Here is a 15,152-nt window from a genome sequence, read left to right on the forward strand (position 1 = left end):
GCGCTGGAGGCGGGGCGCTTCGGCAAGCTTGTCCTCGGCACGGTGCGGGTGCGCTGGTGCCGCGATCAGGCCTATTACGACCAGGATGCCTGGCGCGGAACCTGGGCTTATGACGGCGGCGTGTTGTCCAACCAGGCGAGCCATCACGTCGATATGCTGGAATGGTTCTTCGGCGACGTCGTCAGCGTCCATGCCCGGGCGACGACCGCGCTGGCCAAGATCGAGACCGAAGACACCGCGGTCGCGACGCTGAAATTCAGGAACGGCGCGCTCGGCATCATCGAGGCGACCACGGCGGCACGCCCGACCGATCTCGAAGGCTCGCTCTCGATCCTCGGCGAGAAGGGCATGGTCGAGATCGCAGGCTTTGCCGTCAACCAGATCCGGCACTGGCGTTTTGTCGACGAGACGGCGGCCGACAAGGAGGTGATCGAGAAGTTCTCGGTCAATCCGCCCAATGTCTACGGCTTCGGCCATCAGGCCTATTATCAGCACGTGGTCGACTGCCTGACCAATCAGAGCGCGGCGCTGGTCGATGGCCTCGAAGGACGCAAGAGCCTGGAATTGATCACTGCGCTCTACGAATCGATCGAGACAGGCGAGGAAGTGGCGCTGCATTTTGCGCCAAAGCTGAGCCGGCTGGGTGTCGCATCGTGAGCGGGCCGGAGCGCCTCCAGGCCGGCATCCGCGACGTGACGTTCGGCGCGCGCGTGAAGGTGGTCGAGCCCTGCAATCTCTATGGCTGCACCATCGGCGATGATTGCTTCATCGGTCCTTTCACCGAGATACAAAAGGGTGCGATGATCGGCGCCCGCTCGCGCGTGCAGTCGCATGCCTTCGTCTGCGAGTTGGTGACGATCGGCGAGGATTGCTTCATCGGCCATGGTGTGGTGTTCATCAACGACACGTTTGCGACCGGAGGGCCGGCGCGGGGACAGAAGGAGCTATGGCGCGAGACCGTGATCGGCAATCGCGTCTCGATCGGCTCCAACGCCACGATCATGCCGGTCAGGATCGTCGACGATGTGGTCGTCGGCGCGGGTTCGGTGGTAACCAAGGATATCGTGACGGCGGGCACCTATGCCGGCAATCCGGCGCGCCTGCTCAAATTCGCGAAATAGAGGGACGATGCGATGGCGGTACCGTTCGCTGATCTTAAGCTCCAGTACGAGACCATCAGGATCGAGATCGACGGGGCGATCGCAAACGTGATCCGCGACAGCGCCTTCATCCGCGGCCCCTATGTCGACGCATTCGAGCGCGAATTTGCGGCTGCCGCCGACGCCAAATATTGCATCTCCTGCGCCAACGGCACCGATGCGCTTTATCTCGCGATGGCGGCGCTGAAGGTGAAGCCGGGCGATGAGGTGATCACCACGGCGCACTCCTGGATCTCGACCTCGGCCATGATCACGCATGCCGGCGCGACGCCGGTGTTTTGCGACACCGACGGGGCGACCTTCACGATCGATCCGGCGGCAATCGAGGCGGCGATCACCCCGCGCACGGTCGGCATCATCCCGGTGCATCTCTACGGCCAGCCGGCGGACATGGACGCGATCATGAGAATCGCGAACAAGCACAAGCTCTGGGTGATCGAGGATTGCGCGCAGGCACATCTCGCCCGCTACAAGGACAAGTCCATCGGCACCTTCGGTGTTGCCGCGACCTATTCGTTCTATCCCGGCAAGAATCTCGGAGCGATGGGCGACGCCGGCGCCGTCGTCACCAATGATGCCGCGCTTGCCGAGCATATGACGATGCTGGCACGCCATGGCGGCCTCGTGAAACATCAGCACCGGATCGAGGGCATCAACAGCCGGCTCGACGGCCTGCAGGCGGCGGTGCTTTCAGCCAAGCTGCCGTACCTTCCGGCATGGACCGAAGCGCGCCAAGAGGCCGCCAGGGTCTATGACGCCGGCCTCAACCAGATCGAGGACGTCGTGGTGCCCGAGGTCGCACCCGGCCGCACTCACGTCTATCACCTGTACACCATCCGCCATCCGCGCCGCGACGAGCTCGTGAAGCATCTCGCCGCCCATGGCGTGCAGACCGTCGTCAATTATCCGACCGCGCTGCCGTTCCTCGAAGCCTATGGCCGCTTCAAGCACCGTCCGGAGCAATTCCCGAACGCCCACGCCGACCAGAGCCGGATTGTGTCGCTGCCGATGTTCGCGGAGATCACGCGCGCGCAGCAGGACGAGGTGATCGATCTCGTCCGCAAGTTTTAAGGGCTTTCCGTAGCGGCTGCCCTGCCGCGACGAGTTCTTTGCTTTCATCGCGCCCCGTCGAGCGGCTCTGCAGCGATGGCGGGTAACCAAACGTCTCACATCGAGGTCCTATCAGCCTGATTTTCCACCGCCTTTTTGCATTAGACTTGGAAGGAGGCGGGTGCTAAGGGCTGCCTCCGGCGTGCAACTGGAGAGATTATGTCGGCTCAGGATTCGAAGCGGCGGGTGGCGCTGATTACCGGGGTGACCGGGCAGGACGGCGCCTATCTCGCCGAATATCTGCTTGGTCTTGGCTACACAGTGCACGGCATCAAGCGGCGCTCGTCCTCGTTCAACACGCAGCGCGTCGATCATCTCTACGAGGACCCGCACGCCGGCAATGTGCCGTTCCTGATGCATTACGGCGACATGACGGATTCGACCAATCTGATCCGCCTGGTGCAGCAGATCCGGCCGACCGAAATCTACAATCTCGCAGCGCAAAGCCACGTCGCGGTCAGCTTCGAAAGCCCGGAATACACCGCCAATGCCGACGCCATCGGCGTGCTGCGCCTTCTGGAAGCCATCCGTATCCTCGGCATGGAAAAGGAGACGCGGTTCTATCAGGCCTCCACATCCGAGCTGTATGGCCTCGTGCAGGAAATCCCGCAGAAGGAGACGACCCCGTTCTATCCGCGCTCGCCTTATGCGGTCGCCAAGCTTTACGGCTACTGGATCACGGTGAACTACCGCGAGGCCTACGGCATGTTCGCCTCCAACGGCATCCTGTTCAATCACGAGAGCCCGATCCGCGGCGAGACCTTCGTCACGCGCAAGATCACCCGTGGCGTGGCCCGGATCGAGGTCGGCCTCGATGAGGCTATCTATCTCGGCAATCTCGGGGCCAAGCGCGACTGGGGCCATGCGCGGGATTATGTCGAAGGCATGCATGCAATCCTGCAGGCGGACAAGCCCGAGGATTTCGTGCTCTCGACTGGCGAGACGCGTTCGGTGCGCGAATTCGTCGAGCTCGCCTTCGCGGAGGTCGGCCGCAGCATCGAATGGCGCGGCAAGGACATCCAGGAGACCGGCATCGACAAGAAGTCCGGCAAGACCGTGGTGCGCGTCGATCCGACCTATTTCCGCCCGACCGAGGTCGATCTGTTGATCGGCGATTCCAGCAAGGCGCGCGAGAAGCTGGGCTGGAAGCCGAAGACGAGCTTCGCCCAGCTCGTGAAGGAAATGGTCGCGGGCGATCTGGAGGCCGCGAAACGCGAGGTCGCCAATGGCAAGCTTTCCGTTTGAGCTGAAGGGCAAGACCGTTTTCGTCGCGGGTCACCGCGGCATGGTCGGCAGCGCGCTGGTGCGGCGGCTCGCGCGCGAGGATGTCGAGCTGCTCACGATCGGCCGCGGCGATGTCGATCTGCGCGATCAGACGGCGGTGTTCGACTGGTTCGCGAGCCGGCGCCCGCAGGTGGTGTTTCTGGCCGCCGCCAAGGTCGGCGGCATCGTCGCCAACAACACGCTGCGCGCCGAATTTCTCTACGACAATCTTGCGATCGCGGCGAATGTGATCCACGCCGCGCATCTCAATCGCACCGAGAAGCTGATGTTCCTCGGCTCCTCCTGCATCTATCCCAAGATGGCGCCGCAGCCGATCCACGAGGACGCGATGCTGACCGGGCCGCTCGAGCCGACCAACGAGCCCTATGCGATCGCCAAGATCGCGGGCATCAAGATGGTGGAGGCCTATCGCAGCCAGTACGGCAGCAATTTCATCAACGTGATGCCGACCAACCTTTACGGTCCCGGCGACAGCTATCATCCCGAATATAGCCACGTCGTCGCCGCACTGATCCGCCGTTTCCATGAAGCGAAGCTCGCGAAGGCGCCCAACGTCGTGGTCTGGGGCACCGGCACGCCGCGGCGCGAATTCCTCTATGTCGACGACGTGGCGGACGCCTGCGTCCACCTGATGAAGACCTATTCCGGCATCGAGATGGTCAACATCGGCACCGGCGAGGACATCACCATCGCCGATTTCGCCCGCGTGGTGGCGGCAACCGTCGGCTACAAGGGCACGATCAGCTTCGACACCTCGCGGCCCGACGGCACACCGCGCAAGCTGCTCGATGTGTCGAGGCTCGCAAAGCTCGGCTGGCGCGCGCAGACCTCGCTCGAAGACGGCATCCGGCTGGCGTATCAGGCTTATCTTGCCGAGCACAAGCAGGCGGCGGAGTAGGATTGCGCTGCGTCAGCATCGTCATTGCGAGGAGCGACAGCGACGAAGCAATCCATACTTTCCTCGCAGCAAGATGGATTGCTTCGCTTAGCTCGCAATGACGAGGACAGAATCACCTATCTCGCCACCCTCCGCGGCCCCTTCGCCAACTCCACCGCCATCGCCGAAATCAGCGGCTTCATGAAGTACGCCCCCTCGGTCGGCGAGATGGCTGCGTGTAGGCCATGCGCCTTCAGCTCATTCGACACCGCAGGCCCCACCGATGCAATCGGCGTGCGCGCAAATCCCTCGCGCAGCTTGTCATCCCAGCCGTGCTTGTGCGCGGTGTCGATCAGGCGGCGGACCTGGCCCAGGTTGGTGAGCGCGATCGCATCGATGCGGCCGGCCGCCATCTCCTCGATCGCGGTGACGATGTTGGCATCCGCAGCTTTCGCGTCGTAGACATAGGGCAGCACCGGATCGACCTCGGCGCCCTGCGCCCTGATCGCGCCGATCAGCGCAGAGTGATCCTTGTCGGGATAGAGCTGCAGGCCGACGCGATGACCGATCAAGTCGAGGTGCGACAGCATCTCGGCGACGCCTTCGGAGGTCGGCTTCTCCGTGGTCTGCTGCGGCTCGAGCCCGATCTCGCGCAGCGCGCGGCCGGGCTTGGGGCCGCGGGCGAATTTGCGCGCCTTGGCCAGTGCGGCGACGAAATCGTTTTCCGCATCGAGCCGCCGCACCACCGTCATCAACCGGCGCAGGCCTTCACCGGTGAGCAGCACGAGATCGTCGAGGGGCTTCTCGATCGAACGCCTGATCCAGGCCTCGATCGGCGCGGGATCCGGCGCGTCGTTGATCGCGAACATCGGACATTGCAGGACATCGGCGCCCTGTTCAGCGAGCAGGCGGGAGAACTGCGCTTCCTCGCGCGATTCCAGGATCAGGATGCGATAGCCATTGAGCCTGTCAGCCATGGTCCGATGTTAACGCTGTTTGCCGGTCATTTGTTCATCCTTGCTCCGAACTCACGGTTGGCGCAAGGCGACGTCAGATGATAGAGCAGGGCCCGAAAATGCTTCTGCTCAGGATCGACCACGCTGCCCCAAATGTCCGACCACAAGTCCGATCATCAATATGTGTTGACGCTGTCCTGCCCCGATCGCCCCGGCATCGTGTCGGCGGTGTCGACGTTCCTTGCCCATAACGGGCAGAACATCCTCGATGCCCAGCAATTCTCCGACGTCGAGGACAACAAGTTCTTCATGCGCGTGGTGTTCACCGCGGCGGACCTTGCGGTCGAGCTGCCGGCGCTGCAGACCGCGTTCACCGCCATCGCGGAACGTTTCAACATGGCCTGGCAGATGCGCGACCGCGCCACCAGGCGGCGCGTGATGCTGCTGGTATCGAGGTTCGATCACTGCCTCGTCGACATCCTCTATCGCTGGCGCACCGGCGAGCTCGAAATGATCCCGACCGCGATCGTCTCCAATCACCCGCGCGAGACCTATGCCGGCCTCGATTTCGGGGAGATTCCGTTTCATCATTTGCCAGTCACGAGAGAGACCAGGCGCGAGCAGGAAGGCAGGATCTGGGACTTGGTCGGAGAGACCAAAAGCGATCTCGTGGTGCTGGCGCGCTACATGCAGATCCTCTCGGATGATCTTTCGGCGAAGCTGTCGGGACGCTGCATCAACATCCATCACTCGTTCCTGCCGGGATTCAAGGGCGCAAAACCCTATCACCAGGCGCATCAGCGCGGGGTGAAGCTGATCGGCGCCACCGCACATTACGTCACGAGCGATCTCGACGAGGGGCCGATCATCGACCAGGACGTCGAGCGCATCAGCCATCGCGACACGCCCGACGACCTCGTCCGCAAGGGCCGCGACATCGAGCGGCGCGTGCTCGCGCGCGCGATCCGTTATCATCTGGAAGATCGTGTGATCGCGCACCGCCGCAAGACGGTGGTGTTCGTGGATTAGTGCACCGGGTCGAGGCCGGACGGGGTCGCTCTGGCTTGGTCTTGTTGCGGCTTCTGTTGCTTCTGCTGCTTTTGTGACTGCTGCGGCTGTTGCTGCGATGGCTGTTGCTGGCCTTGTTGCTGCTGCGCTCCGGGACGGTCCGCGGCCGGCATCTGCCGCAGCCGCTCGCGCTCTGCCATGAACGCGTCGTACTTCGCGGTGCCCGGCCGCGGCGGCGCGTCCGCCGGCAGGCCACCGGCCCATTGCGGGACGTAGTCGCCTATCGCGTCCGACATCTTCTCGTTGATCGTGCCGCAGCCCGACAGCGTGCTCACGAGCAGCGCGGACACAAGCAGGGTCGCAAGCTGGCGGAGGCGGAGGGGCATGCTCAGGGAATCAAGCCTTTCAAATCGGTAGCGGGCTCATCCTACCGGCGTGATGCGGAAGGCTACTCCTAAACCCGGTAAAATAGACTTATCTGGGTTCGGCTTCGGGCCGATTTAGGGTAATAACGTACCTTCACCCTCAGAACGGCAGTCCCACATAATTCTCCGCCAATTGTCGCAGTGCCGTCTGGGACGAAAACAGGTACGAGATCTCCGTCTGCTGCAGCCGGTCGTCATAGGAAATACGGTCCGGGAAGCGATGCAGCAAGGTGGTCATCCACCAGGAGAAGCGCTGCGCCTTCCAGACCCGCGCCAGCGCCGTCTCCGAATAGCCGTCGAGCCCGGAATCGTCGCCCCTCTGATAGTGGGCCAGCAGGGCGTGATAGAGATAGTAGACGTCGGAGGCGGCGGTATTGAGCCCGCGCGCGCCGGTGGGCGGCACGATATGCGCGGCGTCGCCGGCGAGGAACAGGCGCCCATAGCGCATCGGCTCGGCGACGAAGCTGCGCAGCGGCGCGATGCTTTTCTCGATGGAAGGGCCGATGATCAGCCGCGCGGCCACATCCAGCGGCAGGCGGCGGCGCAACTCGCTCCAGAACGCGTCGTCCGACCAGTCTTCCGGCTTATCGGTCAGCGGCACCTGGATATAATAGCGGCTCAACACCTGAGAGCGCATCGAGCACAGCGCAAAGCCGCGTTCATGCTTCACGTAGATCAATTCCGGCGACACCGGTTTGGTCCGCGACAACACGCCCAGCCAGCCGAAGGGATAGACCTTCTCATATTCGCGCAGCACGTCGGCGGGAATCGATTTGCGGCTGACGCCGTGAAAGCCGTCGGCACCGACGACAAACTCGCAATCGACGCGGAGCGTCTGGTCGCCGGAGCGATAGGTCACATAGGGCGCGTCGCTCTTGAGATCATGCAGCGTCACGTCCGCAGCGTTATGCACGACCCTGCCGCCAAGCCGGTCGCGCGCCTCGTAGAGGTCACGCGTCAGCTCGGTCTGGCCGTAGACCATCACCGAGCTGCCGCCGGAATGTTTATGGAGGTCGACATGGTCGAGCACGCCATCATGGGCGATATGAAACCCGCGGTGGATCTCGCCCTCGCGGTCCATCCGCTCGCCGCACTGCGCCTCGCGCATCAGTTCGGCGAAACCGTGCTCCAGCACGCCGGCGCGGATGCGCGCCAGCACGTGGTCGCGGCTGTATTTTTCGAGAACAACCGTGTCGATGCCGCGCAGATGCAGGAGCTGCGACAGCAGGAGCCCCGACGGCCCGCCGCCGACGATGCAGACCTGAACTTTCATGTTTGCGTCCTCCCTTGGGGAGGACATTCTCCGATCTCATGGGAGAAACGGATGGAGGGATCGGCCTTTGTCTTGTACAATTCGAACATGCGCTCACCGCGTTCGAAGTCGGCCATCCAGGTCTATAATCTGTTCGGCGAGTCCGGCGACCTGCCGGACGTGGTGCATTGCGAGACCATTCCGTCGCGCTCGGTGCTGCACGACTGGCGGCTGGCCGCGCATCGGCATGCGCGGCTGCACCAGGTGCTCCTGATCGAGAGCGGCGGCGGGCAGGCGACGCTGGATGGCCGCGCCCATACGCTGCGTCCCGTGCACGTCGTCAACGTTCCCGTCGGCGACGTGCACGGTTTTGCCTTCGCGCCGGGCACGGAAGGCTGGGTGCTGACGCTCGCCGCCGAAATCCTGGATGAGGCGCTGCTGCCTTCCGAAGGCTTGCGCGGCGTGCTGTCGCAATGCGCCGTGGTGCGCGGCACGCCCGCGATCCGCTCCACCATGAAGCAGATTTTCGCTGAACATGCGGGCCGCAATTTCGGCAGGGCCCACATCCTGCGCGCGCTGTCGGCGGCGCTGATCGGTCTTGTCGCGCGCGAGCTCGCCAATGGGGTTTTGGGTAACGGCGCGGCCGATTCTGATCTGTTTCGCCGCTTCGAGACGCTCCTGGAGCAAAATCATCTCAAGCGCTGGAGCGTCTCCGACTATGCGAAAATCCTGTCGGTCACGCCCACCCATCTCAACCGCGTGACGCGTGCCGCGACCGGCGACACCGCCTCGCATCTGATCCTCAATCGCATGATCCGCGAGGCGCGGCGCAATCTCGTCTACACCAACCTACCGGTCTCGACGATTGCCTATACGCTCGGCTTCGACGATCCCGCTTATTTCAGCCGCGTCTATGCCGGCGCCACGGGACTATCGCCGCGTGCCTTCCGCGCCCGAATTCACGGCAGTGAAGCGTGAGTACGCGCGTGTTTGAATCGTGCAAAAGAATGGCTGAATCATCCATCCACGCCAATCGCGTGTTTCCTACACTGGTGCCGCGAGAGCCGCGGAAATTCCCCGCAACGGTTTTCTTGTTGACAGGACCATTTTATTTGTACAAGCGTACAAATGAGATCGGACGATCTGAGAGCAAGTCCGGCGGTTGCTGCGTGGACTGATGGGCGATGGGCCAGATTTGCATCTCGGGGTATAGGTACTAAAATACCCAGACGATGTGCGACCGAAGCGCGCGCTGAAGGTCGCCCAACGTCCGATTGACAACCGGGTCGCGAAAGACGCCATGTCGCCGCGACGTCAGGCGTAAGTTAAGATTGAGCAAGAGCCGGGGACTCGGCTCGGACACAGGCCGAAGAGGGGAGGAGCGTTCATGTTCGTTCGCAATCATTTGCTGTCGCTTGCTGCCGGCGCAGCCGTCGTCGCTGGCGTGGTCGTGGCCAGCCCGGCGCGCGCCGCAGACAGCGTCAAGATCGGGCTGATCCTGCCGATGACCGGCGGCCAGGCCTCGACCGGCAAGCAGATCGACAACGCGATCAAGCTCTACATGCAAGAGCACGGCGACACTGTCGCCGGCAAGAAGGTCGAGATCATCCTGAAGGACGACGGCGCCGTGCCGGACAAGACCAAGACCGCGGCGCAGGAGCTGATCGTCAACGACAAGGTGAATTTCATCGCGGGGTTCGGCATCACGCCGGCCGCGCTCGCCGCAGCGCCGCTTGCGACCGAAGCCAAGATTCCCGAAGTCGTGATGGCGGCGGGCACCTCGATCATCACCGAGAAATCGCCCTACATCGTGCGCACCTCGTTCACGCTGGCGCAGTCCTCCACCATCATTGGCGACTGGGCGGTGAAGAACGGCATCAAGAAGGTCGCAACGCTCACCTCCGATTATGCGCCGGGCAACGATGCGCTGAACTTCTTCAAGCAGCACTTCACGGCCGGCGGCGGCCAGATCGTCGAAGAGGTCAAGGTGCCGCTCGCCAATCCCGATTTCGCGCCGTTTCTGCAGCGCATGAAGGATTCCAAGCCCGACGCCATGTTCGTGTTCGTGCCGGCGGGGCAGGGCGGCAGCTTCATGAAGCAATATGCCGAGCGCGGCCTCGACAAGGCCGGCATCAAGGTGATCGGCCCCGGCGACGTCATGGACGACGATCTTCTCAACGGCATGGGCGACGCCGCGCTCGGTACTGTCACCGCGCACATCTATTCGGCCGCGCACCCCTCGCAGATGAACAAGGACTTCGTCGCAGCCTACAAGAAGGATTTCAGCAATCGTCCAGGCTTCATGGCGGTCGGGGGCTATGACGGCATTCACCTGATCTACGAGGCGCTGAAGAAGACCAATGGCGACACCAACGGCGACAAGCTGATCGCGGCCATGAAAGGCATGAAATGGGAGAGCCCGCGCGGCCCGATCTCGATCGATCCGGAGACCCGCGACATCATCCAGAACGTCTACATCCGCAAGGTCGAGAAGAAGGACGGCGAGCTCTACAACGTCGAGTTCCAGACCTTCCCCGACGTCAAGGACGCGGGCAAGACCAAGAAGTGACGCGGAGCGCGTCATCCCGGGACGCGGGCCCCACCTCGTCGTGCCCGGGCTTGTCCCGGGCATCCACGTCTTTCTTGCAGAGGGGGCCGGCAAAGACGTGGATGGCCGGGACAAGCCCGGCCATGACGAGGTGATGACGTTTGACGCTCGGCTAGCTAAATTCCATGACCTCCATCCTCACCAACCTCTTCGACGGCGTTGCCTATGGCATGCTGCTGTTCGTGCTCGCCTGCGGCCTTGCGGTCACGCTCGGACTGATGAACTTCGTCAACCTCGCCCACGGCGCCTTCGCCATGGCGGGCGGCTATGTCTGTGCGGTGCTGGTCAACCAGATGGGCTGGCCGTTCTTCGCTGGACTGCCGCTGGCATTCATCTCCGCGGCGGTCATCGGCGTGCTGATGGAGCGGCTGCTTTATCGTCACCTTTACTCACGAAGCCATCTCGACCAGGTGCTGTTCACGATCGGGCTCGTCTTCATGTCGGTGGCGGCGGTCGACTACATGATGGGCTCGGAGCGCGTTTTTATCAATCTTCCTTCCGCGCTTGAAGGGCAGTTCGACGTGTTCGGCGTCGGCATTGGCCGTTACCGGCTGATGATCATCGTGATCTGCGGCCTGCTCACTGCCTTGTTGCAGCTCATTCTCGCGCGCACTCGTTTCGGCAGCCGGCTGCGCGCCGCGGTCGACGATCCGCGCGCGGCCAGTGGGCTCGGCATCAACGTGCCGCAGGTCTTTGCCTTCACCTTTGCGTTCGGATGCGGCCTTGCCGGTCTCGGCGGCGCGCTGAGCGCGGAGGTGCTGGGCCTTGATCCGTATTTCCCGCTGAAATTCATGATCTACTTCCTGATCGTGGTAACAGTCGGCGGGTCGTCCTCGATCACGGGTCCGTTCCTGGCCTCGCTCCTGCTCGGCATCGCCGACGTCGCCGGCAAATATTACGTGCCGACGATGGGCCCGTTCGTGATCTACACCGTCATGATCGTGATCCTGATCTGGCGCCCGAACGGATTGTTCGGCCGCAGCGCCGCGCGGTGAGGCGCCATGACCGCGCAAGCTGACGTCGGATTTCATGCCAGAGCGCACGCGCGCTGGCACTGGGCCGAGATCATCTTCTGGATCGCGGCGCTCGCTTGCGGCTTCGTCTTTCCCTCGCGCTATCTGATCATGACCGAGATCGTGCGGCTCGCGCTGTTTGCGCTCTCGCTCGACCTGATCCTCGGCTATGCCGGCATCGTCTCGCTCGGGCATGCCGCGTTCTTGGGCGTCGGAGCCTATAGCGCGGGGCTGCTCGCGCTGCACGGCATCATCACCGAACCGGTGCTGGCGCTGATCGTGGCGGGGCTGGCGGCCATGGTGCTCGGCTTCCTCACGAGCTTTCTGGTGATCCGCGGCGTCGACCTGACGCGCCTGATGGTGACGCTCGGGATTGCGCTCTTGCTAGAGGCGCTGGCCGAGCGCTACTCCGATATCACCGGCGGCACCGACGGGCTGCAGGGCATCGAGATGCAGCCGATCCTCGGGCTGTTTCACTTCGACATGTTCGGCAAGGCGGGCTTCTTCTATTCGCTTGCCGTGACGTTCCTGCTGTTCCTTCTGGCGCGGCGGATCGTGCATTCGCCATTCGGCCTGTCGCTGCGCGCGATCCGCAACAACCCGCTGCGCGCGGCCGCGATCGGCATCCCCGTCAACCGGCGCCTGATCGCGATCTATACGGTCGCCGCCTTCTATGCCGGCATTGCGGGGGCGCTGTTCACCCAGACCACGGCGCTCGCTTCCCTTGACGTGTTCGCGTTCGAGCGCTCCGCCGATCTGATGCTGGTGCTTGTCATCGGCGGCACCGGCTATCTCTATGGCGGGCTCGTCGGCGCGGTGGTGTTCCGCATGCTGCAGGAGATTTTCTCCACCATCACCCCGCAATATTGGCAGTTCTGGATCGGCGCGGTGCTGGTCGTGATCGTGCTGGTCGGCCGTGGTCGCTTGCACCGCTGGGCGCTGTGGCTGCCCAATCTCGTGATCACGCAATTCGCCGGCCGCAGGGCGGCCGTGGCCGTTCCGGAAGGAGACGCGCCATGACGGTTGCGCTGGAAACGAGGGGGCTGGAGAAATCCTTTGGCGGCTTGCGGGTGACGCGCGACCTTTCGCTCAAGGTGGTGCAGGGCGCGCGCCATGCGTTGATCGGCCCGAACGGCGCGGGCAAGACCACCGTCATCAATCTCCTGACCGGCGTGCTCAAGCCGAACGGCGGCCGGATTTTGCTCGAGGGGAACGACATCACCGATCTGCCGGTGCATACGCGCGTGCTGCGCGGGCTGTCGCGGACCTTCCAGATCAATCAGCTTTACGCCGACCTCACGCCGCTCGAGACCGTTGGCCTTGTGGTCTCCGAGCGCATGGGCCGTGGCGGTGACTGGTGGCGGCGGATGGGCACGCGCGACGACGTCAACGCCGAGGTCGCGGAGAATCTCGCACGCTTCCATCTCCTCGACGTCATGAACGAAAAGACCGCGACCCTGCCTTACGGCAAGCAGCGCCTGCTGGAAATTGCGGTCGCGATCGCGGCAAAACCGCGCGTGTTGCTCCTCGACGAGCCCGCCGCCGGCGTGCCCGAAAGCGAGCGCCACGATATTCTCGCGGCCGTCGCAGCCCTTCCGCGCGACGTCACCGTGCTCCTAATCGAGCACGACATGGATCTGGTATTCTCCTTCGCCGACCGCATCTCGGTGCTGGTCAACGGCGCGCTTTTGGTCGAAGGGCCGCCGGAAGAGGTCGCGCGCGATCCCCAGGTGAAGGCGGTCTATCTCGGCGAGGTGGCCGATGCCTGATCTGCTCAAGGTGGAGGACTTGCGCGCCGGCTATGGCGAAGCGGTGGTGCTGCCCAACATGTCGCTGACGCTGCCGGAGGGCCAGGTGCTCGCGCTGCTCGGTCGCAACGGCACCGGCAAGACCACGCTGATCAATTCCGTCGTCGGCATCACCCGCCGTTTCGGCGGATCGGTCGCGCTCGCAGGCGTCGACCTCACCGCAATGCGGCCTGACCAACGGGCGCGGGCCGGCATCGGCTGGGTGCCGCAGGAGCGCAATATCTTCCGCTCGCTGACGGTGGAAGAGAACATGACGGCGGTGGCTCAGCCTGGGCCGTGGACGGTCGAAAAGGTCTACGAAATGTTCCCGCGGCTGAGGGAGCGGGGCAGCAATTTCGGCAATCAGCTTTCCGGCGGCGAGCAGCAGATGCTCGCGATCGGCCGCGCGCTGACGCTGAACCCGAAGGTCCTGCTGCTGGACGAGCCGACCGAGGGGCTGGCGCCCATCATCGTCGAGGAACTCTTGAAGGCGTTGGGCACGATTACACGCGCCAGTGGCATCTGCTCCATCATCGTCGAGCAGAATGCGCAAAAGATATTGGGGCTTGCCGACCGCGTTGTGATATTGGAGCGCGGTACGATCGCCCACGATGCGGAAAGCCGCGCGCTGAAGGCCGATCCCGCAGTGCTCGAACGCTACCTTGGCGTAACCGGAAAGTCGTGATGATGCCAGAACTTTTGCCGTCATTGCGAGGAGCGCAGCGACGAAGCAATCCATGTTTCAGCAAGCGGAGTAATGGATTGCTTCGCGGAGCCTGTCATCGGGCCGCGGTTTCGCGCGGACCCGTTGGCTCGCAATGACGATGTCTGATAGAGCTGTTTGACGGGAGTCTTGACCATGCAGAGAACCAAACCGCCATTCCGTGCCGACGAGGTTGGCAGCCTGTTGCGGCCGCCGAAGATCAAGGAGGCGCGCGCCAGGCTTGAGAAGGGTGAGATCGGAGCTGACGAGCTGCGCAAGGTCGAGGACATGGAGATCGAGAAGGTCGTGCACCGGCAGGCCTCGACCGGGCTGAAGCTCGCGACCGACGGCGAGTTCCGCCGCTCCTGGTGGCATTTCGATTTTCTCGCCAAGCTCACCGGCTGTGAGCTGTTTCATCCCGATATCGGCATCCAGTTCACCGGCGTGCAGACGCGCCATGACGCGGTGCGCGTAATCGGCAAGATCGACTTCCCGGACAACCATCCGATGCTCGATCACTTCCGCTTCCTGAAGAAGTTCGCCGACCAGGCGCACGTGACGGCGAAGATGACGATCCCTTCGCCGACCGTTCTGCACTTCCGCGGCGGCCGCAACCTGATCTCGAAGGACGTCTACCCCGATCTCGACGCCTTCTATGAGGATCTCGGCAAGACCTACCGCAAGGCGGTGAAGGCGTTCTATGACGCAGGCTGCCGCTATCTGCAATTCGACGACACCGTGTGGGCCTATCTCTGCTCGCAGGAGGAATTGAAGAAGGCGCGCGAGCGCGGCGACAATCCGGAAGGGTTGCAGCAGATCTATGCGCGCATCATCAACTATGCGATCGCCGAGAAGCCCGCCGACATGGTGATCACGACGCATGTCTGCCGCGGCAATTTCCGCTCCACCTGGATCGCGTCGGGCGGCTACGAGCCGGTCGCCGAAACCCTGCTCGCCGGCACCAACTAC

The 15,152-nt window shown here is 63.4% G+C and carries 15 protein-coding genes and 1 pseudogene; 13 read left to right on the forward strand and 3 right to left on the reverse strand.

What is annotated here, in order from left to right:
- The 5 genes from VKR55_RS27445 to fcl all read left to right on the forward strand — a co-directional run.
- A partial coding sequence (locus VKR55_RS27445; RefSeq protein ID WP_324408358.1) for a Gfo/Idh/MocA family oxidoreductase occupies positions 1–657 on the forward strand: 657 nt, incomplete at its 5' end.
- Positions 654–1,121, forward strand: a complete 468-nt coding sequence (locus tag VKR55_RS27450; protein ID WP_324408359.1) for an acyltransferase — start codon at positions 654–656, stop codon at positions 1,119–1,121. The genes VKR55_RS27445 and VKR55_RS27450, both read left to right, overlap by 4 nt.
- Positions 1,122–1,133: 12 nt before the next feature.
- On the forward strand, positions 1,134–2,231 hold the full coding sequence (locus VKR55_RS27455; RefSeq protein ID WP_324408361.1) for a DegT/DnrJ/EryC1/StrS family aminotransferase: 1,098 nt from the start codon (positions 1,134–1,136) through the stop codon (positions 2,229–2,231).
- Between the two features lie 198 nt (positions 2,232–2,429).
- Positions 2,430–3,515 (forward strand): GDP-mannose 4,6-dehydratase, encoded by a 1,086-nt coding sequence (gene gmd / locus VKR55_RS27460; RefSeq protein ID WP_324408363.1) that lies wholly within the window; start codon positions 2,430–2,432, stop codon positions 3,513–3,515.
- Positions 3,496–4,452, forward strand: coding sequence for a GDP-L-fucose synthase (fcl, locus tag VKR55_RS27465; protein ID WP_324408365.1), 957 nt, complete (start codon positions 3,496–3,498; stop codon positions 4,450–4,452). The genes gmd and fcl overlap by 20 nt, the downstream gene beginning before the upstream one ends.
- A 116-nt stretch (positions 4,453–4,568) precedes the next feature.
- On the opposite strand, the gene VKR55_RS27470 is transcribed toward fcl, so the two are convergent.
- Entirely contained in the window at positions 4,569–5,408 is an 840-nt protein-coding gene (locus tag VKR55_RS27470) for a uroporphyrinogen-III synthase (RefSeq protein ID WP_324408367.1), read from the reverse strand.
- Positions 5,409–5,540: 132 nt separating this feature from the next.
- Between VKR55_RS27470 and purU the strand changes: the two genes are divergently transcribed.
- The gene (gene purU, locus VKR55_RS27475; RefSeq protein WP_324408369.1) at positions 5,541–6,416 is read left to right on the forward strand and encodes a formyltetrahydrofolate deformylase; all 876 of its coding nucleotides are present in this window, start codon (positions 5,541–5,543) and stop codon (positions 6,414–6,416) included.
- 113 nt (positions 6,417–6,529) lie between these two features.
- Here the strand turns inward: purU and VKR55_RS27480 are convergent.
- Together VKR55_RS27480 and pobA are read right to left on the reverse strand one after the other, a co-directional pair.
- A pseudogene (locus VKR55_RS27480) lies at positions 6,530–6,781 on the reverse strand (hypothetical protein); the annotation flags it as partial.
- 139 nt (positions 6,782–6,920) lie between these two features.
- A complete protein-coding gene (gene pobA / locus VKR55_RS27485; RefSeq protein ID WP_324408371.1) occupies positions 6,921–8,093 on the reverse strand; it encodes a 4-hydroxybenzoate 3-monooxygenase in 1,173 nt (390 codons plus the stop codon).
- 51 nt (positions 8,094–8,144) lie between these two features.
- On the opposite strand from pobA, the gene VKR55_RS27490 reads away from it, so the two are divergent.
- The 7 genes from VKR55_RS27490 to VKR55_RS27520 all read left to right on the forward strand — a co-directional run.
- Positions 8,145–9,050, forward strand: coding sequence for a helix-turn-helix domain-containing protein (locus tag VKR55_RS27490; protein ID WP_324408372.1), 906 nt, complete (start codon positions 8,145–8,147; stop codon positions 9,048–9,050).
- Positions 9,051–9,459: 409 nt separating this feature from the next.
- On the forward strand, positions 9,460–10,641 hold the full coding sequence (locus tag VKR55_RS27495) for an ABC transporter substrate-binding protein (protein WP_324408374.1): 1,182 nt from the start codon (positions 9,460–9,462) through the stop codon (positions 10,639–10,641).
- A gap of 164 nt (positions 10,642–10,805) precedes the next feature.
- Positions 10,806–11,675, forward strand: a complete 870-nt coding sequence (locus VKR55_RS27500) for a branched-chain amino acid ABC transporter permease (protein WP_324408376.1) — start codon at positions 10,806–10,808, stop codon at positions 11,673–11,675.
- A gap of 6 nt (positions 11,676–11,681) precedes the next feature.
- Complete coding sequence (locus VKR55_RS27505; RefSeq protein ID WP_324408377.1) at positions 11,682–12,713, forward strand: branched-chain amino acid ABC transporter permease; 1,032 nt, start codon at positions 11,682–11,684, stop codon at positions 12,711–12,713.
- A complete protein-coding gene (locus tag VKR55_RS27510; protein WP_324408379.1) occupies positions 12,710–13,462 on the forward strand; it encodes an ABC transporter ATP-binding protein in 753 nt (250 codons plus the stop codon). Before VKR55_RS27505 ends, VKR55_RS27510 begins: the two co-directional genes overlap by 4 nt.
- The gene (locus tag VKR55_RS27515) at positions 13,455–14,165 is read left to right on the forward strand and encodes an ABC transporter ATP-binding protein (protein ID WP_324408381.1); all 711 of its coding nucleotides are present in this window, start codon (positions 13,455–13,457) and stop codon (positions 14,163–14,165) included. The genes VKR55_RS27510 and VKR55_RS27515 overlap by 8 nt, the downstream gene beginning before the upstream one ends.
- Positions 14,166–14,339: 174 nt before the next feature.
- Positions 14,340–15,152: 5-methyltetrahydropteroyltriglutamate--homocysteine S-methyltransferase (locus VKR55_RS27520; protein ID WP_324408383.1), on the forward strand; the 813-nt coding region annotated here is incomplete at its 3' end.

The sequence above is a fragment of the Bradyrhizobium sp. genome (assembly GCF_035309285.1).
Lineage (GTDB): Bacteria > Pseudomonadota > Alphaproteobacteria > Rhizobiales > Xanthobacteraceae > Bradyrhizobium.